Raw genomic sequence first — 20096 nt, 5'->3', positions numbered from 1 at the left:
TATAAAAGAAAACCAATTAATGAGAACTATTAGGAATTTATCATATCTCCTAGTTAGGTATCAGAATCCTCATTTCTATAGGAGTTGATTATACGTGGAACATGTAATTGAGATGCTTAATATACGCAAAGAATTTCCTGGTATTATTGCAAATGATAATATAACCCTTCAAGTGAAAAAAGGGGAAATTCACGCATTGCTAGGTGAAAATGGAGCTGGTAAATCCACGCTCATGAATGTGCTTTTCGGATTATATCAACCAGAACAGGGCGAAATCCGAGTAAATGAGCAGATTGTTCAGATTACAAGTCCGAATGTTGCCAATGACCTCGGAATTGGGATGGTGCATCAGCATTTTATGCTGGTTGATCCATTTACAGTTACCGAAAATATCATTCTAGGAAAAGAACCATCGAAATATGGAAAAGTGAATGTAAAGGGAGCGAGTGAAGAGGTAAGGGAACTTTCTGAACGATATCATTTAAGCGTAGATCCAGATGCGAAAATTGCGGATATATCGGTGGGGATGCAACAAAGAGTAGAGATTTTGAAAACCTTGTACCGTGGTGCTGAAATTCTGATTTTTGATGAACCTACTGCGGTTTTGACACCCCAGGAAATAAAAGAGTTAATAACAATTATGAAAGCTCTTATTAAAGAAGGAAAGTCGATTATCCTGATTACACATAAGTTAAAAGAAATTATGGAAGTTTGCGACCGAGTCACGGTTATTAGAAAAGGTAAAGGTATAGGTACAGTGAATGTAAAGGATACAAATCCTGATGAACTAGCCAGTTTAATGGTTGGACGGGATGTGGTTTTTAAAACAGATAAATCGGTAGCAATTCCGCAAGAAGTCGTTTTAGAAGTGAAGAATCTGGAAGTGAAGGATTCCCGTGGTGTATCAGCTGTTCATAACCTTGACCTATCAGTTCGTGCCGGTGAAATTATCGGTATTGCCGGAGTGGATGGGAACGGACAATCTGAACTTATCGAAGCACTTACAGGATTGAAGAAAGTGGCTTCAGGTACTATAACATTAAACGGAAAACAAATACAAAATATGAAACCGCGTAAAATCACCGAATCTGGAGTAGGACATATACCTGAAGACCGTCATAAACATGGTCTTGTCCTTGATTTCAGCATTGGGGAAAATATCGTGCTACAAACTTATTATCAAGAGCCTTTTTCAACAGGAGGCATTTTACATTCGAAGAAAATATTCGAAAAAGCTCGTACTATCATAAAAGAATATGATGTCAGGACCCCTAATGAATATACACCGGCACGGGCACTATCAGGCGGTAATCAGCAAAAGGCAATTATCGGTCGTGAAGTCGACCGGAATCCTGATTTACTAATTGCAGCACAGCCCACACGTGGATTGGATGTTGGTGCAATCGAGTTCATCCACCGTCGATTGATTGAACAGCGTGATGCGGGGAAAGCTGTACTTCTCATATCTTTTGAATTAGATGAAATAATGAATGTCAGTGATCGAATCGCTGTTATTTATGAAGGGGAAATCGTTGCAATAGTTGATCCTAAAGAAACAACAGAACAGGAATTGGGATTATTAATGGCTGGAAGTAAGCGTTCGGAAGCAGGTGAAAGAGAGAATGTCTAAATATTTTTATAAGTTAACGAGTCCATTATTTGCTGTCATACTCGGATTGCTCGCCGGTGCCATTATCATGTTGGTCAGTGGGTATAATCCGGTTGAAGGTTATGGAGCAATGTTAGCGGGAATCCTAGGTGATTCCTACTATGCTGGAGAAACCTTAAGGACGATCATTCCTTATATTCTTGCTGGTTTAGCCGTTGCCTTCGCCTTTAGGACAGGACTGTTCAATATTGGAGTAGAGGGTCAATTAATTGTAGGTTGGCTTGCAGCGGTTTGGGTCGGTGTAGCTTTTGATCTTCCTAAGATCATTCACTTACCATTAGCAGTGCTTGCTGGTGCTGCAGCTGGGTCTCTATGGGCTTTTATTCCTGGGTATTTGAAAGCTAAATTCCGTGTGCACGAAGTAATTGTATCCATCATGCTTAATTACACTGCTTTATATGTTACGAATTATTTAATTCAAAATGTTATTTCTGATAACCAGGACAAAACTGAACGGATTGCTGAAACAGCATCTCTTCGTTCTCCATTTTTTGAGAGTTTAACAGACTTCTCCCGTCTTCACTGGGGAATCTTTATAGCGATCATTTGTGTATTCATCATGTGGTTCATCCTGGAAAAAACAAAAACCGGTTTCGAATTAAAAGCTGTTGGGTTTAATCAGCAGGCTTCGGAATATTCGGGTATGAGCGTAAACAAAAATATTATTCTATCTATGGTCATTTCTGGTGCGTTTGCAGGACTTGCTGGAGCTATGGAAGGCTTAGGCACTTTCGGCTATGCAGCCATTAAAGGTGGATTCACGGGAATCGGCTTTGACGGGATTGCGGTCGCCTTACTAGGAGGCAACTCAGCGATTGGGGTCGTGTTAGCTGCTTTCTTGTTCGGTGGTCTTAAAGCAGGGGCAATCAATATGCCATTGGAGACCGGGATTCCAAGTGAAATTGTTGATATTGTCATAGCATTAATCATATTCTTTGTTGCATCAAGTTATTTTATTCGTTGGATTGTGCAACGCTTTAAGAAGGGGGCGAAATAAGTGGACTTTTATCAAGTGTTACAAATCATCATTCCGTCCATGATTGCTTATGCTGCCCCGCTGATTTTCACTGCGCTTGGTGGTGTGTTTTCTGAACGGTCGGGTGTTATCAATATAGGGTTAGAAGGGTTAATGGTAATTGGGGCTTTCACAGGAATCGTTTTTAACTTAATGTATGCAGATGTATTTGGAGTTTGGACACCATGGCTATCCGTTGTTGTCGCCATGCTTGCTTCCCTGCTATTTTCAGCTCTTCATGCAGTGGCATCGATAACATTCCGAGCGGACCAAACGGTAAGTGGGGTTGCTATAAACTTACTGGCGGTTGGACTCACATTATTTCTAGTAAAGAAGATTTATGATAAAGGGCAGACGGATATAATTACGGAGACTTTCCCGAGGATAGATATTCCCTTGTTAAGTGATATTCCTTTTATTGGTCCAATCTTCTTCTCAAATGGTTACTATATTGCATATCTTGCCATTATCGTAGCAATTATCGTTTGGTATATCATTTTTAAAACTCCATTTGGACTTCGTCTCCGGGCTGTAGGGGAACATCCGATGGCTTCGGATACAATGGGCGTAAATGTAACGAAGATCCGTTATCAGGCTGTCCTTCTTTCAGGAGCTTTTGCTGGTATCGGAGGAGCAATCCACGCGACTTTATTTGCGAATGATTTCAGTCATACGACAATAAATGGGCAAGGTTTCATGGCCATTGCCGCAATGATCTTTGGTAAATGGAATCCACTTGGGGCCATGGGAGCTGCGTTATTCTTTGGCTTGGCACAAAGTTTAAGCATTGTCGGATCCAGTCTGCCATTCATAAAAGATATACCATCCGTTTTCTTATTAATTATGCCATATGTTCTGACGATCATTGCACTAACAGGTTTCATTGGACGTGCAGATGCTCCGAAAGCATCCGGACAGCCATACATCAAAGGGAAAAGATAAGTTATCTTAACCGGTCAGCAAACTGTGCTGGCCGGTTTTTTCTTTTGTTTAAGCAAAAGATCGGGCTGATAAAACAAAAAAAGTAGCTGTAACTTGCATGATTTTTCCTTTCACATGTATATTTTAAGTAGATGTTTAAAAGGGTCCCGATCTACAAACAATAAGCTAATAAAGGTGATTTATATAATGAGGAGGATTATTCATGTCTATTGCTTCCGATACAATTACGGAAAAAAGCGGCTACAGGCTTCATGTGGTCCGTACGGATAAATATAAAACGAATACTCTCGTGCTGAAAATGAAAGCCCCGCTTACAAAAGAGGACGTTACATATCGTGCATTGCTGCCATATGTGTTACAAAGCAATACAAATAAATATCCTACAACACCCGAGCTTCGTTCGTATCTTGATGATTTATACGGGGCAGGGTTTTATGTCGATGTAGTTAAAAAAGGTGAATATCAAATCATAAGTTTTACGATCGATATCGTCAATGAAAAATTCCTTAGTGATTCAACGCCGCTTCTCGAAAAGGCTTTTGGATTATTATCAGAGGTGATCTTTAATCCGAAGAAGAATGGCGAAGCCTTTGACCCCAAAACCGTTTCCAATGAAATCCGTTCTTTAAAACAGCGGATTCAATCCATTTCCGATGATAAAATGCGTTATTCAGCAACACGGCTTGTAGAGGAAATGTGCAAAAATGAACCATATGCTTTAGAAGCTAGCGGTAATCTGCAAGACTTGGAAACGATAACGCCTGAGTCACTTTTCGCTTATTATAAAAAAATGCTGACTGAGGATGAAATCGATTTATATGTGATCGGTGACATCGATGAATCAGAAGTGGGGGCTCTAGCTGACAAGTATGTATCACTGAAAGAACGAATGCCGGTGAATATGACAAGGATTACGGGTAATGAAGTGGAGAAGGAAAAAGAAATCATTGAAAACTCGGATGTGAAACAAGGGAAATTGAATATCGGTTATCGAACCCATGTTGCATACGGTGATCCGGATTATTATGCTCTTCAGCTATTCAATGGGATTTTTGGCGGATTTTCACATTCGAAGCTTTTCATTAATGTCAGGGAGAAAGCAAGCCTTGCTTATTATGCAGCTTCAAGGCTCGAAAGTCATAAAGGTCTATTAATGGTCATGGCCGGCATTGAAAATGCCAACTACAAGCAGGCATTGGAAATCATTCATGCACAAATGAAGGAAATGAAGCAAGGGAACTTTTCCGAAGAAGAACTGGCACAGACGAAGGCGGTCGTTAAGAACCAACTCCTTGAAACCATTGACGTTTCGAGAGGACTTGTGGAAATTTTATATCATAATGTGGTTTCCGGGCAGGATATATCACTCGATGAGTGGTTTGCCAAAACAGAGCGGACGACAAAGGAAGAAATCATTGCAGTGGGTCAAAAGATTCAGCTTGATACGATTTATTTCCTAACAGAAGAGGAGGTACAAGGGTAATGGAGAAAATAGCATTCAATCAATTGAAAGAAGAACTTTTCCATGAAAAAATGGATAATGGCCTCGAAGTATATATTCTTCCGAAAAGTGGGTTCAATAAATCATTTGCAACGTTTACGACGAATTATGGTTCAATCGACAACCATTTCAAACCCTTGAATCAAACGGAATTCTCAAAAGTACCTGATGGAATTGCACATTTTCTTGAACATAAGCTTTTTGAAAAGGAAGATGGCGATGTTTTTCAGCAATTCTCAAAACAGGGAGCTTCTGCAAATGCTTTTACTTCTTTCACCCGTACAGCTTATTTGTTTTCAAGCACGTCCGATTTCGATAGGAATCTAACGACCTTAATCGACTTTGTCCAGGAGCCTTACTTTTCAGAAAAGACGGTAGAGAAGGAAAAAGGAATCATTGGGCAGGAGATCAATATGTATGATGATAATTCAGACTGGAGGCTGTATTTCGGGACGATAGCCAACATGTATCATCATCATCCAGTGAAAATTGATATTGCTGGTACTGTGGAATCCATTGCTGATATTACGAAAGATATGCTTTACGAATGTTATAATACGTTTTATCATCCAAGCAACATGCTCCTATTCATTGTAGGACCGGTAGATGTCGAAAGTACCATGAAGCTGATTCGGAATAATCAAAATAATAAAGACTATTACCAACAGCCTGAGGTGGAACGTAAATTTGATCAAGAGCCGGAAACCGTTGCCAAGGATAAAGAAATCTTAAACATGAATGTTCATACACCAAAAGTGATGCTGGGCATCAAGGCCATCAGTGTTCACCAAACCGGTTTAAAGCTTTTGAAAAGGGAATTGGCGGCTAATATTTATTTGGAAATGCTGTTTGGCAAAAGTTCACCATTGCATGAGGAGCTATACGAGAAAGGGTTGATCGATCAAAGCTTTTCTTATGATTATACTCAGGAGCAAGGTTTTGGGTTTGCGTTAATTGGCGGGGACAGTGCAAAACCTGATGAATTGACGGAGTCTTTATTTAGTATCCTGCAAAAATCTAAAGCCGGAACCGGCTTGAATGAAGAAAGCCTGCAAAGGACGATCAAGAAAAAAATCGGTTCTTTCCTTCGTTCTCTGAATTCGCCGGAATATATAGCGAATCAATTCACCAGGTATGCATTCAATGATATGAACTTGTTCGATGTGGTATCGGTTTTGGAAAAACTAACGATTGAAGATATAAGGGAGATCGCCAAGGACTTGATATCCGATGAACGGATGACTGTCTGCCAAGTACATCCTAAATAATATTAAAGGGGGCGGGAATGTGGGGAAACGTTTTGCCCTTATTACTGGAGCCAGCGGAGGAATCGGCAAGGAAATCGCTATAAAGCTCGCCGAGGAGAATTATTCACTTTATCTACATTATAACAGCAATGAAGAAGCGATCCTTGAACTAATTGAAGAACTGAAGCCTCATCAAGTTGAACTTATTCCTGTTCAAGCGGATTTGGCTACACCGTACGGATATAAGAAATTGGCGGAAAATATTTTCGCCCTTCATGCAATCGTCCTTAATAGTGGGAATAGCTATTATGGGCTCATATCGGACATGGATGAGAAAATCGTAAATGAAATGGTCCAGCTGCATGTAACGAGCCCTTTCCAATTAACAAAGGAACTGCTTCCGAAGCTGATGTACCAAGAACAGGCTGCTATTGTTGCGGTCACATCGATTTGGGGGCAGACGGGTGCATCCTGTGAAGTATTATATTCCATGGTCAAAGGCAGTCAAAATGCTTTTATCAAGGCGCTCAGCAAAGAAGTATCCCTTAATGGAATCCGGGTGAATGCCGTTGCCCCAGGAGCGATTTCCACTTCTATGCTCGAATCTTTCAGTGCAGAAGATTTGGAAATCATCAAAGGTGATATCCCAATGGGCAGGATGGGTAATTCAAAAGAAGTCGCCGAGGCCGTATACTATTTGCTTTCTGACAAGTCATCTTATATCACCGGACAAATTTTAGGAGTAAATGGTGGATGGTACACATGATTTTTTTAAACCCATGTATAATTTCCCCGGTTCCTTCACAAAATATCTATGTACTATTTTGAAAGGAAAGGGTGACCATACATGTCTGTACTAGACAATTGGGATCAATGGAAAAATTTCTTAGGCGACAGATTAAATCAAGGTGAACAACAAGGTTTGTCAGATGGTGCTGTTAACGACTTGGCTTTCGAAATCGGTGATTACCTTTCGAAGCAAGTTGAGCCCCAGAATGAACAACAGAGAGTACTTGCTGATCTTTGGTCAGTCGCAAGCGATCAAGAAAAACATGCCATGGCAAGCGTTATGGTCAAGTTAGTCGAGAACAATGGAACAAGGTAAAAAATATCAATCCAAAGGCCCTGTTAATATTTAACAGGGCCTTTGGATTGATATTGATCACAATTTATCCCCATATATAAAAATGAATACTTTTATAGGGTTTTTCCTTTTAACTTATCACGAAATGCTATATTATAGAAGCTAGACAATAATAACTAATGGGTGCAGACCTTTAAATTTACGATGGATAAGTTTTGCCCCTAATTTTAGGGTAAAAGCTTTTAGGCTTAAGGAGTGTTATCGTGGAGAATAAAGAATGGTATTTTGAATATGAAATTCAAGTCAACCGTCCAGGTTTATTAGGGGATATTTCATCCCTGCTGGGTATGCTGTCCATCAATATCATCACTATTAACGGGGTCGATGAAGGCAGGCGTGGTTTACTTTTGATGGCGAAAGATAGCCGTAACATAGAAAGATTCGAATCAATCCTCCATACGATGGATACGATAAAGGTCATTAAGCTTAGGGAACCTAAATTGCGTGACCGTCTCGCTGTCAGGCATGGAAGGTATATTCAGCGCGATGCTGATGAGAAAAACACCTTTAGGTTTGTACGTGATGAACTAGGCTTACTTGTCGATTTCTTGGCCGAGCTATTTAAACAGGAAGGTCATAAATTAATCGGGATACGAGGTATGCCACGTGTCGGAAAAACTGAATCTATCGTAGCCTCGAGTGTATGTGCTAATAAGAGATGGTTGTTTGTGTCATCGACCCTTTTAAAGCAGACTATTCGCAGTCAGCTTATTGATGATGAATATAATAATGATAATTTGTTCATTTTAGATGGAATTGTTTCCACACGCCGTGCAAATGAGCGTCATTGGCAGTTGATTCGCGAAATCATGAGGCTTGATGCGGTTAAAGTCATCGAACATCCGGATGTTTTTGTCCAAAATACGGAGTATACTCTCGAAGACTTTGATTATATTATTGAATTGCGAAACAATCCAGATGAAGAAATAACATATGAAGTTGTCGACCAAAAAGACCAGTTTTCAGGGTCCAATTTTGGCTCCTTTGACTTTTAAAATGGCAGGTGTTTTATTTGACTGAGTTAGGTAATCGATTAAAGGAAGCTAGGGAAGCCAAAGGGCTTAGCCTAGAAGATTTACAGGAATTAACGAAGATTCAAAAGCGTTACCTCATTGGCATTGAAGAGGGTAATTACAGTATGATGCCTGGAAAGTTCTATGTACGGGCATTCATAAAGCAATATTGTGAAGCGGTTGGGCTGGATTCAGAAGAGATTTTCGAACAATATAAGAGTGAAGTGCCTTCAGTCTATAGCGAGGAATTGCCAGAACAGCTTTCAAGGGTCCAATCCCGGAAAACGATGCCGGCAGGGAATTCCAAGGTTGTAGAAATGTTACCTAGGGTCCTGGCTGCCGTTTTAGTCATTGGTGCGGCTGTATTGATATGGGTCCTGGTATCGAACTATATGAGTAAGCCGGATATTGATGATAAAAAGGGCGCTAAACAGAGCGAAGCCGTGGGTTACAATAAAAGTGATGGGTTTAATAATGAAGAAAAAGAGAATCCAGACAAGAAACAGAATGATGTAAAACCAGATTCATCTGATAAGAAGAATGAAGATGAATCAGATGTTAAAGATGAAAAGAAAGAGCAAAAGCTTGCCGTCATCAGTTCCAGCGGTAAAAATAGTACGTATGAATTGAAAAATACGGATACCTTTAAATTAAAGGTGACTTCCAAAGGCTCACCATGGGTAGGCATAAAAAATGGTGAGGGTAAATTACTATTCCAGGGCACCATCGACAATAATGAGAGCCAGGAAATTGATTTCACCAATGAAAAAGAAGCTGTCATCAATATTGGCAGAGCGTATGAAACTGAAATTTTTGTAAATGATGAGAAGCTGGAGTATTCTATTTCACCGACTGAAGTGAATACGCAATTGGTAACGATACAATTTACGAAAGCCGAATAGTCATCTTATAGATGACTATTTTTTCTCTATACAATATTAAGACCGGATTTTGCTCTACCTGGCATAAGATTGGTTTTGAGTTAAATTATACATATAAGCATTATTTTAGATCTATAACGCATTGCCCTAAAGGCAGGCGTAAATTTTGGAGGTAAAAGTTTTGAATCTGCCTAATAAGATTACAGTAGCAAGAATCTGTTTAATACCAGTATTTTTAATCATCATGCTCGTTCCTTTTTCTTGGGGGACGCTGACTTGGGGAGAATACAGTTTGCCAGTGGCACATTTAGCTGGTGCCATCCTCTTTATCATAGCTTCTACTACTGATTGGATCGATGGCCATTTTGCCAGGAAATATAATATGATTACTGATTTAGGGAAATTTTTAGATCCATTGGCTGATAAGCTTCTGGTTTCGGCTGCCCTAATTGTATTGGTTGATCTGGATTTAATGTACGGTCAGTCTTGGATTGCTATCGTGATCATTAGTCGTGAATTTGCTGTGACCGGTTTGCGTTTGGTACTGGCGGGTACAGGGGAAGTGGTTGCAGCGAACCAGCTTGGTAAAATTAAAACATGGGCACAAATTGTTTCTATTTCGGCATTATTGCTGCATAACCTTCCATTTGCCCTCATTTCTCTTCCGTTTGCTAATATCGCATTATGGATTGCATTAATCTTTACAATATGGTCAGGTTTGGATTATTTTATAAAAAACAAAGAAGTATTTGTTAATTCCAAGTAAAACGAATGGTGGTTTTGAAAAGATGGATGCAGAAATCATTGCAGTGGGCTCTGAGCTTCTTTTAGGACAAATCAATAACACTAATGGGAGATTCCTATCGCAGCAGTTTGCGGAAATGGGAATCAATGTTTTTTACCATACTGTAGTCGGGGATAACGACCGTCGTTTACAACAAGCTATAGAAATCGCTGAATCAAGGGCGAACTTGATCGTCTTTACAGGTGGACTAGGACCTACCAAAGATGATTTAACGAAGGAAACGATTGCTCGCCATATAGGGAAAAAGCTCGTTTTTAATGATGAGGCTTTGCAATCCATTGAAGCTTACTTCCAAAAACGGGACCGGCCGATGACGGAAAACAACAAGAAGCAGGCCCTTGTATTGGAGGGCAGTGAAGTGTTGGCGAACGATCATGGCATGGCACCGGGAATGGTCTTGTCCAAATCCGGGATTACATATATGCTTCTACCTGGTCCGCCAAGTGAAATGGAGCCGATGTTTTTAAGTTATGGTTATGAATCGATTATGAATAAATTGGATAAGCACGAACGGATCGATTCCAAGGTTCTTCGGTTCTACGGGATAGGTGAAGCCGAACTGGAAACGGTTATTGAAGATCTTCTTGTCAATCAAACGAATCCGACAATTGCTCCTCTGGCAGCCGAAGGGGAAGTGACGTTAAGGATTACCGCTAAAGACTCATCCAAAGAAAAATGCGAAGAGCTTATTTTAGAATCGGAAAAAGAAATCCTTAGCCGGGTAGGTAAGTTCTATTATGGAAGTGATAATACTTCGCTAATAAAGGAACTTGTAAAAGAATTAACGGTCCGCAAACTTTCAATCGCGGCAGCCGAAAGCTTGACAGGTGGAATGTTCCAAGAACAGCTGACAACCATCCCGGGGGCCGGTAAAGTTTTCAAAGGCGGCATTGTCAGTTATACGAATGATGCAAAGTCAAATGTACTTGGCGTCAGTGATGATACCATCTCAGAGCACGGGGTGGTCAGCGGTGAGTGTGCAATGGAAATGGCCTCTAATGTCCGGAAAAAGCTCGATGCAGACGTAGGCATAAGCTTTACGGGTGTCGCAGGACCGGATGAACAGGAAGGCAAGCCTGTTGGTACAGTATTCATTGGCATTTCTTATCGGGATGGAAAGACTCATTTCAAAGAATTGAATCTTTCCGGAAGCAGGGCGCAGAACCGTATTCGCAGTGTGAAGTACGGCTGTCATTACCTGTTAAGGGATTTATAAACGCTGAAGCAGAGCTTTTTACGGCTCTGCTTTTTTATTTGGTTGAAAAAGTTTGTTTCTTGAAAAAACGGGGAAAAAGAAAAAAGTTAATTCAAAGAAAAAAGTTTTTAAAGTGAGTAAGTGAATGGAAATGGGGATTTCCTCAAGATAAAATGGTTTTTTATAAAGAATATCCCGAAAGAAAAAAACGAATGAATGTTCGACTTTTTGCTTGGCAAAATAGTAAAAAGAGTATATAGTAAAGATAGGTTTTGAGACAGGATACAAACCTTGATCTCAAATAATTGCTAACGTTAGAAAACCCTTAATCGGACAGCCGATTATTTGAATATAGAGGAGGAAATTGAGTGAGTGATCGTCAAGCGGCTTTAGATATGGCGTTAAAACAAATTGAAAAACAATTTGGTAAAGGTTCTATTATGAAACTTGGGGAACAGTCTGATCGAAGGATTTCAACGATTTCAAGCGGTTCTTTAGCATTGGACGTAGCATTGGGAGTAGGCGGATATCCAAGAGGTCGGGTCATTGAGATATATGGACCTGAAAGCTCCGGTAAAACGACTGTTGCATTACATGCTATTGCAGAAGTACAAAAGACTGGTGGCACGGCTGCATTCATTGATGCTGAGCATGCTCTAGATCCAGCATATTCAGAAAAACTTGGTGTGAATATTGATGAGCTACTGCTTTCACAGCCTGATACGGGTGAACAAGCCTTAGAGATCGCCGAAGCGTTAGTTCGAAGTGGAGCGGTAGATATCATAGTCATTGATTCGGTTGCCGCACTTGTTCCTAAAGCTGAAATCGAAGGTGAAATGGGAGATTCCCATATGGGTCTTCAAGCACGGATGATGTCTCAGGCACTTAGAAAACTGTCTGGTGCCATTAATAAATCAAACACCATTGCCATTTTCATTAACCAAGTCCGTGAAAAAATTGGTGTAATGTTTGGGAACCCAGAAACGACTCCGGGAGGCCGGGCATTGAAGTTCTATTCAACTGTTCGCCTGGAAGTGCGTCGTGCGGAACAATTAAAACAAGGTAATGAAATTGTCGGTAATAAAACTAAAATCAAAGTTGTAAAAAACAAGGTTGCCCCTCCATTCCGTCAAGCAGAAGTTGATATCATGTATGGTCAAGGGATTTCTCAGGAAGGTGAAATCATCGATATGGGTGCAGATCTTGATATCGTCCTTAAAAGCGGCTCATGGTACTCATATAATGAAGAGCGTGTCGGACAAGGCCGCGAAAATGCGAAGCTGTTCTTAAAAGAAAATCAGGATATCGCTCTGGAAATTTCTCAGAAAATCAGAGATCACTATAATCTTGATGGAGAACATGAATTGCCACCAGAAGAAAATGAAACAGAAGAACATTTTGAATTACTTGATTAATGGCAGGAAAAGGTCTAAGCTTGATCGCTTAGGCCTTTTCTATATATTGTGAGAAAAATGTGAAATTTCCAGCGGGTTAAATGGCTGTGAAAACGGATTTACAGACATTTTCCATAATGAATGCTGTACTTAATGGTGGTTCATATAAAGAAAACTTGAATAATCATTGATACATAAGGGACAAACGCTTGACAATAAAAATTCTCAACTATACAATTAATATGTATATTTTACAATTTTTCAAACTAAAATTTTGAAAATTAAGTGCTGTATATTGAATTTAGTGCAATGTACTTGCCGACAGTTCAACATTTTATGTAAAAAGTTCATAGCAAGGGGAGGTGAAACGATGGAACCCATGACAATCATCTTCACTTTGCTTGGCCTAATCGTCGGTGCAGTTGTTGGTTATTTTATTCACAAATCAAAATTTGAGAGTAAAATAGCAGGGGCAAAGGGCTCTGCAGAACACATCCTTGAGGATGCAAAACGTGAAGCGGAAGCTCTTAAGAAAGAAGCCTTGTTGGAAGCAAAAGATGAAATTCATAAAGTTCGTTCTGATTCTGATCGGGAATCCCGTGAAAGAAGGAACGAATTACAAAAACAAGAAAATCGGTTATTGCAAAGAGAAGAGAATCTGGACCGAAAGGATGAAACGTTAGACAAACGTGAAAGCCTTTTGGAGAAAAAAGAAGATTCTCTAAACCAAAGACAACAGCATATTGAAGAGATGGAAAGCAAAGTGGAAGAGACGGTTCGTAAGCAGCAAACAGAGCTTGAACGTGTTTCCGGTTTAACTCGAGAAGAAGCTAAAGCAATCATTATAGACCGAATGGAAAACGAACTGGCTCACGATGTAGCGCTTATGATTAAAGAAAGTGATACCCGTGCCAAAGAAGAAGCTGATAAAAAAGCAAAAGAAGTTCTTTCTCTTGCCATTCAGCGTTGTGCGGCTGATCATGTTGCAGAAACCACCGTTTCTGTAGTGAATCTTCCAAACGATGAAATGAAAGGACGGATAATCGGACGTGAAGGACGAAATATCCGGACGTTAGAAACGCTAACAGGTATTGACCTTATTATTGATGATACTCCTGAAGCTGTCATTTTATCTGGATTTGATCCAATTAGACGGGAAACGGCACGCTTGGCTCTTGAAAAACTTGTTCAGGACGGACGGATCCATCCGGCTCGAATTGAAGAAATGGTTGACAAAGCAAGACGTGAGGTGGATGAACATATTCGTGAAATTGGTGAACAAACAACTTTTGAAGTTGGAGTTCACGGTCTCCATCCAGATCTTATCAAAATACTAGGACGTTTGAAGTTCCGTACAAGTTATGGGCAAAACGTACTTAAGCATTCAATTGAAGTGGCCCAGCTTTCAGGTTTACTGGCCGCAGAGCTTGGTGAGGATGAAGTTCTTGCCCGCCGTGCAGGTTTATTGCATGATATTGGGAAAGCGATTGATCATGAAGTGGAAGGCAGTCATGTTGAAATTGGCGTTGAATTAGCAACCAAATATAAAGAGCATCCAACTGTCATTAACAGCATCGCTTCCCATCATGGTGATACGGAACCAACTTCCATCATTTCAGTGCTTGTGGCTGCTGCAGATGCATTATCAGCTGCAAGACCGGGTGCTAGAAGTGAAACGCTTGAAAATTACATTAGAAGACTTGAAAAACTTGAGGAGATTTCCGAATCCTATGATGGAGTGGAAAAATCATTTGCGATTCAAGCCGGACGAGAAGTACGGATTCTAGTGAAACCAGAGCAAATCGATGACCTTTCGGCCCATCGACTCGCTCGTGATATCCGAAAAAGGATTGAAGAAGAGCTCGATTACCCAGGTCATATAAAAGTCACGGTCATCCGTGAAACAAGAGCAGTCGAATACGCCAAATAAATTGATAATGAAAGACGAAGTGGTGCAAACCACTTCGTTTTTTCTTTTTCTAATATTAATCGATAAGCATGATTCCTATAATGACACCATGTTATGTTACAATACATACTTGAATAATCCATATCATAATAAATGTGAATCTAGAAAGGGTTTTACAATGAAATTGCTATTTATTGGAGATGTCGTAGGGTCTCCTGGTCGTGATATGATCCAAGAATACCTTCCTAAGTTAAAAGAAAAGTATCGTCCGCATATCACGGTCATCAACGGGGAAAATGCTGCAAGTGGCCGGGGAATTACAGAAAAGATTTACCGCAGTTTTTTAGAGTGGGGAGCGCAGGCAGTGACCATGGGAAACCATACATGGGATAATCGCGATATTTTCAATTTTATTGATGACGCGAAATATCTCGTCCGGCCAGCGAACTTTCCGGACGGAGCACCTGGCGATGGAATGAAATTTTTAAAATTGAATCAACAGGAAATAGCGGTCATCAATTTGCAGGCTAGAACGTTCATGCCGGATTTGGATTGTCCGTTCAAAAAGGCGGAAGAACTAGTCGCGGAGGCTCAAAAAAGGACACCAATCATCTTTGTTGATTTTCACGGAGAGGCTACAAGTGAAAAGCAAGCTATGGGGTGGTTCCTGGATGGGAAGGTTACAGCCGTTGTTGGTACACACACACACGTCCAGACAGCCGATAACCGTATTTTACCTGCTGGCACCGCTTACATATCAGATGTAGGCATGACAGGACCGTATGATGGCATCCTTGGTATGGAAAGAGAGGCAGTAATCCATCGGTTCCTAACTAGCCTTCCTGTTCGTTTCGAAGTGCCTAAGGAGGGGCGGACGCTATTAAGTGGGGTTCTCCTTGAAATTGATGATAAAACTGGCAAAGCTAAAAAAATTGAAAGAATACTGATTAACGAAGATCACCCCTTTGATAATTGATTTGAATGGATGGACAGTCAAATGACTTTCCATCCATTTTTTTATTCTTTAATAAATGGTGGACAATCCAGGTTTTCTTTGTCATACAAGTTTTACTTGCTGAATATAGTAGCAGTGGAAAGTGTTATAACTATTGAGCCAGAGATTATAATCGGCAGGGAAAACAAGGAGGACTAGGAATGGAAATATTAAAGGTTTCAGCAAAATCTAATCCTAATTCTGTAGCAGGCGCACTAGCGGGAGTGCTCAGAGAAAGAGGAGCAGCCGAAATTCAGGCAATCGGTGCAGGTGCGTTAAATCAAGCCGTCAAGGCAGTAGCAATCGCAAGAGGGTTTGTCGCCCCTAGTGGAGTTGACTTGATTTGTATTCCTGCCTTTACAGATATACTTATTGATGGCGAAGAACGAACTGCTATAAAGCTAATCATTGAACCAAGATAATTTCATGGGTGGGTGTCCTGTTTGTCGGATGGCGAGCAGGCTCTTTTTTGTCCTGAAATCCAAATGACGAAAAATCGAGATCGCTTTATAATGGAATATATGATCTCTAAATAGATAAGGGCAGGAAGGGGGATTACATTGGCGATTTTTGATGCACATTGTGATGTGTTGATGAAGATGTTCAAAGATCCGGATATTTCTTTTTTAGATAGTGATAAATTACATATAACAAAGCGGGGGTTATTGGATGAAGGAGGAAAAGTCCAATGTTTTGCGATTTATATTCCAGAGAATGTCCACCCGGATATGAGATTTCAAGCGGCTTTGGCGATGGTGGATATTTTTCATGAAAAGATTTTATCAGAGCCGGAAATGAAATTTATAAAGACCAAAGCAGACATCGATTCTCTAAAAGAAAAGGAAATCGGTGCGATGCTAACCTTAGAGGGATGCGATTGCATTGGAAATGATTTATTGAAACTGAAAACACTAATTCATCTTGGAGTGTCCTCTGTAGGTTTAACTTGGAATTACGCTAACTTGGTAGCAGATGGGGCTTTAGAATCAAGAGGGGGCGGATTGACAGGGTTTGGAACGGAGGTGGTCGCGCTTTTGAATGAGAAATCAATTTGGTGTGATTTATCCCATCTATCTGAAGCTGGATTTTGGGACACCCTAAAGAAGGCGAAATTCCCAATTGCCTCCCATTCGAATGCCTATCAGCTTTGTTCGAATCCGCGAAATTTAAAAGACGGCCAGATAAAAGCGCTTTTGCAAAAAAATGGAGTGATAGGGGTAACCTTTGTCCCTCAATTCCTATCTAATGGTGAATCGGCTTCGATAAAGGATATCTTGAAACATATAGAACATATATGCAGTTTGGGCGGGGAAAGACAAATTGGATTAGGGTCTGACTTCGATGGAATCGATCATATGGTAGAAAATTTAATGTCATATAAGGATTATCATAATTTTATCAATGAACTCAACATGCTTTATTCAAGTGAGTTCGTAAAAGGTCTCCTTTTTGGTAATTTCACTCGTAATTTTCCGCTTAAACAGGAATTATCTTAAGTGATTTTTAATTCTTACTATATAGATATGAATAAATATTCTGAAAATATAAAAAACAAAAGCAAAAAGGTTGCAATTTAATGATTTAACCGATAGAATTGAAAGCGTTTAGTACACCTTTCCTAAATTAGAACGATTAATTATACATAGTCGAATGTTCTGAAGGGAGGTGCGGTTAAATGCATTTATATACGAACGTCCTAAAGGAGTGTAAGACATGATCAATCAACTTTCATGGAAAGTTGGCGGACAACAAGGTGAAGGTATTGAAAGTACAGGAGAAATATTCTGTATTGCCCTCAATCGCTTAGGTTATTACTTGTATGGCTACCGTCATTTCTCATCCCGAATCAAGGGTGGACACACGAATAACAAAATTCGTGTAAGTACTACGGAAACTCGTGCTATCTCTGATGATTTAGACATCTTAGTTGCTTTTGACCAAGAAACAATTGACGTCAATTATAAAGAATTACATGAGGGTGGCATCATAATCGCAGATGCAAAATTCAAACCTGTCTGCCCAGAAGATACAAAGGCAGAATTATATATTGTTCCATTTACGGAAATAGCAGCCGAATTAGGGACATCTTTAATGAAAAATATGGTCGCTATCGGTGCGACATGTGCTGTTCTTGGAATGGAAATTTCCGTATTCAACGATGTGGTTGATGAAATATTCGGCCGCAAAGGTGAAGAAATCGTAAAGAAGAATATGGAAGCCATTACTGCTGGCTATAAGGCAATGGAAGTGATGCTTGGAGAAAAACTGGGCGCAATGGAGCTTGAAAAAGCAGACGGCCAAAAACGATTGTTCATGATCGGGAACGATGCTATCGCTCTAGGTGCAGTTGCAGGCGGTTGCCGCTTCATGGCAGCTTATCCAATTACTCCAGCCTCGGAAATTATGGAATATCTGATTAAAAAACTTCCTCAATTGGGTGGGACGGTCATACAGACTGAAGATGAAATCGCAGCGGCTACAATGGCGATTGGTGCAAACTATGGTGGTGTACGTGCCATCACTGCTTCAGCTGGACCTGGACTTTCCTTGAAGATGGAAGCGATTGGTTTAGCGGGCATTACCGAGACGCCAATTGTCATTGTCGATACTCAGCGTGGCGGTCCATCTACGGGACTTCCTACAAAACAGGAGCAATCCGATTTAATGGCCATGATTTATGGTACTCATGGTGAAATCCCTAAAATCGTAATGGCTCCAAGTACAGTCGAAGAAGCTTTTTATGATACGGCAGAAGCATTCAATCTTGCAGAGGAATATCAATGTCCAGTTATCGTTTTATCCGATTTACAGCTATCACTAGGTAAACAAACGGTTCAGCCGCTTGATTACAGCAGGGTGGAGATAAGACGCGGTAAATTGGTGGACTTTGAAATTGAAGAGGCTGAAAACAAATCTTACTTCAAGCGTTATAAAGTAACGGAAGACGGGGTCTCACCACGTGTAGTGCCTGGTATGAAAAATGGAATTCACCATGTTACCGGTGTTGAACATGATGAAACGGGTAGACCTTCTGAGACGGCATTGAATCGTAAAGTGCAAATGGATAAACGGATGCGTAAGCTGAATAATTTAACTAACACATTCCAAACACCAGTATACAAAAACACACCGCATGAAGAAGCGGATTTATTAATTCTTGGTTTTAACTCTACACGCGGGACCATTGATGAAGCGATCGGCCGGTTAGAAACGGATGGAATGAAAGTGAATCATGCGCAAATCCGTTTGATTCATCCTTTCCCGGCTGATGAAGTCCTATCGTTGGTGCAAAGTGCTAAGAAAGTGGTAGTTATTGAAAATAATGCGACTGGACAATTGGCTAATATTATCAAGATGAATGTCGGACATGTTAATAAAATTAAAAGCATCCTAAAATATGATGGCAACCCATTCCTCCCGCATGAAATTCACACACAATGCAAGGAGATGTTCGAATATGGCAACGTTTAAAGAGTTTCGTAATGATGTAAAACCTAACTGGTGTCCTGGCTGCGGAGATTTCTCCGTTCAGGCTGCCATGCAGCGTGCGGCAGCCAATGTAGGATTGGAGCCGGAGAATCTGGCTGTTGTTTCCGGTATCGGCTGTTCAGGACGTATATCCGGTTACATCAAGTCATACGGTTTCCACGGAATCCATGGCCGCTCTCTGCCAATTGCCCAAGGAGTGAAAATGGCAAATCGTGAATTGACCGTTATAGCTTCAGGCGGTGACGGAGATGGTTTTGCAATCGGGATGGGACACACCATTCATGCGATCCGTCGTAATATAGACATTACCTATATTGTCATGGATAACCAAATTTATGGTTTGACAAAAGGCCAGACCTCACCTAGATCTGCTGCTGGATTTAAAACGAAATCCACTCCAGAAGGATCAATAGAACAGGCTGTTTCACCTATGGAATTAGCTTTGTCAGCTGGCGCTACGTTTGTCGCCCAAAGCTTTTCCACTGACTTGAAAGACCTGACAGCGATCATTGAAGCAGGGATAAACCATAAAGGGTTTTCCTTTATCAATGTTTTCTCTCCTTGCGTAACATATAATAAGATTAATACGTATGATTGGTTTAAACAAAACTTAACTAAATTGAACACGATTGAAGGCTATGATTCATCAAATAAAGAACAGGCCATGCAGACTTTGATGAAACATGACAGCCTTGTGACAGGTATTATCTATCAAGACTCTTCACGTCCTTCGTACCAGGAATTAGTGCCAGGGTATGCTGAAAAAGCGTTAAATAAATCCGATTTGACACTGGATCAAGCGCACTTTGATAAGCTTGTTGCTGAATTTATGTAAAAGTGAAAAGGTTCGCCCCTTAAGATGGGGTGAACCTTTTTTGTGGTTAATTATTAGGCTCTC

Annotated in this window: 18 protein-coding genes; all 18 read left to right on the top strand. The window is 40.4% G+C overall.

The window, feature by feature from the left end; all coding sequences use genetic code 11:
- The first annotated feature begins 94 nt into the window (after window positions 1–94).
- The 18 genes from ACFX4L_RS11790 to ACFX4L_RS11705 all read left to right on the top strand — a co-directional run bounded on the left by ACFX4L_RS11790 (window position 95) and on the right by ACFX4L_RS11705 (window position 20033).
- A complete protein-coding gene (locus tag ACFX4L_RS11790) occupies window positions 95–1630 on the top strand; it encodes an ABC transporter ATP-binding protein (RefSeq protein ID WP_089364408.1) in 1536 nt (511 codons plus the stop codon).
- Window positions 1623–2666: an ABC transporter permease gene (locus tag ACFX4L_RS11785; RefSeq protein ID WP_284471250.1), complete on the top strand. Its 1044-nt coding sequence runs from the start codon at window positions 1623–1625 to the stop codon at window positions 2664–2666. The genes ACFX4L_RS11790 and ACFX4L_RS11785 overlap by 8 nt, the downstream gene beginning before the upstream one ends.
- The gene (locus tag ACFX4L_RS11780) at window positions 2667–3626 is read left to right on the top strand and encodes an ABC transporter permease (RefSeq protein ID WP_089364410.1); all 960 of its coding nucleotides are present in this window, start codon (window positions 2667–2669) and stop codon (window positions 3624–3626) included.
- Window positions 3627–3828: 202 nt separating this feature from the next.
- The gene (yfmF, locus tag ACFX4L_RS11775) at window positions 3829–5109 is read left to right on the top strand and encodes an EF-P 5-aminopentanol modification-associated protein YfmF (protein WP_089364411.1); all 1281 of its coding nucleotides are present in this window, start codon (window positions 3829–3831) and stop codon (window positions 5107–5109) included.
- Window positions 5109–6395, top strand: a complete 1287-nt coding sequence (gene yfmH / locus ACFX4L_RS11770; RefSeq protein WP_377405240.1) for an EF-P 5-aminopentanol modification-associated protein YfmH — start codon at window positions 5109–5111, stop codon at window positions 6393–6395. The genes yfmF and yfmH overlap by 1 nt, the downstream gene beginning before the upstream one ends.
- A gap of 19 nt (window positions 6396–6414) precedes the next feature.
- A complete protein-coding gene (gene ymfI / locus ACFX4L_RS11765) occupies window positions 6415–7140 on the top strand; it encodes an elongation factor P 5-aminopentanone reductase (RefSeq protein ID WP_317776830.1) in 726 nt (241 codons plus the stop codon).
- A gap of 81 nt (window positions 7141–7221) precedes the next feature.
- Complete coding sequence (locus ACFX4L_RS11760) at window positions 7222–7479, top strand: DUF3243 domain-containing protein (RefSeq protein WP_125161976.1); 258 nt, start codon at window positions 7222–7224, stop codon at window positions 7477–7479.
- 242 nt (window positions 7480–7721) lie between these two features.
- Window positions 7722–8513 carry a DUF3388 domain-containing protein gene (locus tag ACFX4L_RS11755; RefSeq protein WP_061462471.1) on the top strand — a complete coding sequence of 264 codons (792 nt, stop codon included), beginning with the start codon at window positions 7722–7724 and terminating at the stop codon, window positions 8511–8513.
- 8 nt (window positions 8514–8521) lie between these two features.
- Entirely contained in the window at window positions 8522–9433 is a 912-nt protein-coding gene (locus ACFX4L_RS11750) for a helix-turn-helix domain-containing protein (protein WP_377383756.1), read from the top strand.
- Between the two features lie 160 nt (window positions 9434–9593).
- Window positions 9594–10178, top strand: a complete 585-nt coding sequence (gene pgsA / locus ACFX4L_RS11745; protein ID WP_034313524.1) for a CDP-diacylglycerol--glycerol-3-phosphate 3-phosphatidyltransferase — start codon at window positions 9594–9596, stop codon at window positions 10176–10178.
- 22 nt (window positions 10179–10200) lie between these two features.
- Window positions 10201–11433, top strand: coding sequence for a competence/damage-inducible protein A (locus ACFX4L_RS11740; RefSeq protein WP_061466024.1), 1233 nt, complete (start codon window positions 10201–10203; stop codon window positions 11431–11433).
- Window positions 11434–11780: 347 nt separating this feature from the next.
- Entirely contained in the window at window positions 11781–12827 is a 1047-nt protein-coding gene (gene recA, locus ACFX4L_RS11735) for a recombinase RecA (protein ID WP_061462474.1), read from the top strand.
- 349 nt (window positions 12828–13176) lie between these two features.
- Window positions 13177–14736 carry a ribonuclease Y gene (rny, locus tag ACFX4L_RS11730; RefSeq protein ID WP_061462475.1) on the top strand — a complete coding sequence of 520 codons (1560 nt, stop codon included), beginning with the start codon at window positions 13177–13179 and terminating at the stop codon, window positions 14734–14736.
- Between the two features lie 157 nt (window positions 14737–14893).
- On the top strand, window positions 14894–15691 hold the full coding sequence (locus tag ACFX4L_RS11725) for a TIGR00282 family metallophosphoesterase (RefSeq protein WP_089364416.1): 798 nt from the start codon (window positions 14894–14896) through the stop codon (window positions 15689–15691).
- A 179-nt stretch (window positions 15692–15870) separates the two neighbouring features.
- On the top strand, window positions 15871–16131 hold the full coding sequence (spoVS, locus tag ACFX4L_RS11720) for a stage V sporulation protein SpoVS (protein ID WP_029281188.1): 261 nt from the start codon (window positions 15871–15873) through the stop codon (window positions 16129–16131).
- 138 nt (window positions 16132–16269) lie between these two features.
- A complete protein-coding gene (locus ACFX4L_RS11715; RefSeq protein WP_061462477.1) occupies window positions 16270–17205 on the top strand; it encodes a dipeptidase in 936 nt (311 codons plus the stop codon).
- A gap of 217 nt (window positions 17206–17422) precedes the next feature.
- Window positions 17423–19180, top strand: coding sequence for a 2-oxoacid:acceptor oxidoreductase subunit alpha (locus ACFX4L_RS11710; RefSeq protein WP_061462478.1), 1758 nt, complete (start codon window positions 17423–17425; stop codon window positions 19178–19180).
- Window positions 19167–20033 (top strand): 2-oxoacid:ferredoxin oxidoreductase subunit beta, encoded by an 867-nt coding sequence (locus tag ACFX4L_RS11705; protein ID WP_057913339.1) that lies wholly within the window; start codon window positions 19167–19169, stop codon window positions 20031–20033. The genes ACFX4L_RS11710 and ACFX4L_RS11705 overlap by 14 nt, the downstream gene beginning before the upstream one ends.
- Window positions 20034–20096 lie beyond the last annotated feature (63 nt).

Source organism: Peribacillus sp. YIM B13482 (assembly GCF_042787975.1).
Lineage (GTDB): Bacteria > Bacillota > Bacilli > Bacillales > DSM-1321 > Peribacillus > Peribacillus simplex_A.
The sequence above is the reverse complement of the archived record's forward strand: the minus strand, read 5'-3'. Positions and strand labels throughout refer to the sequence as shown.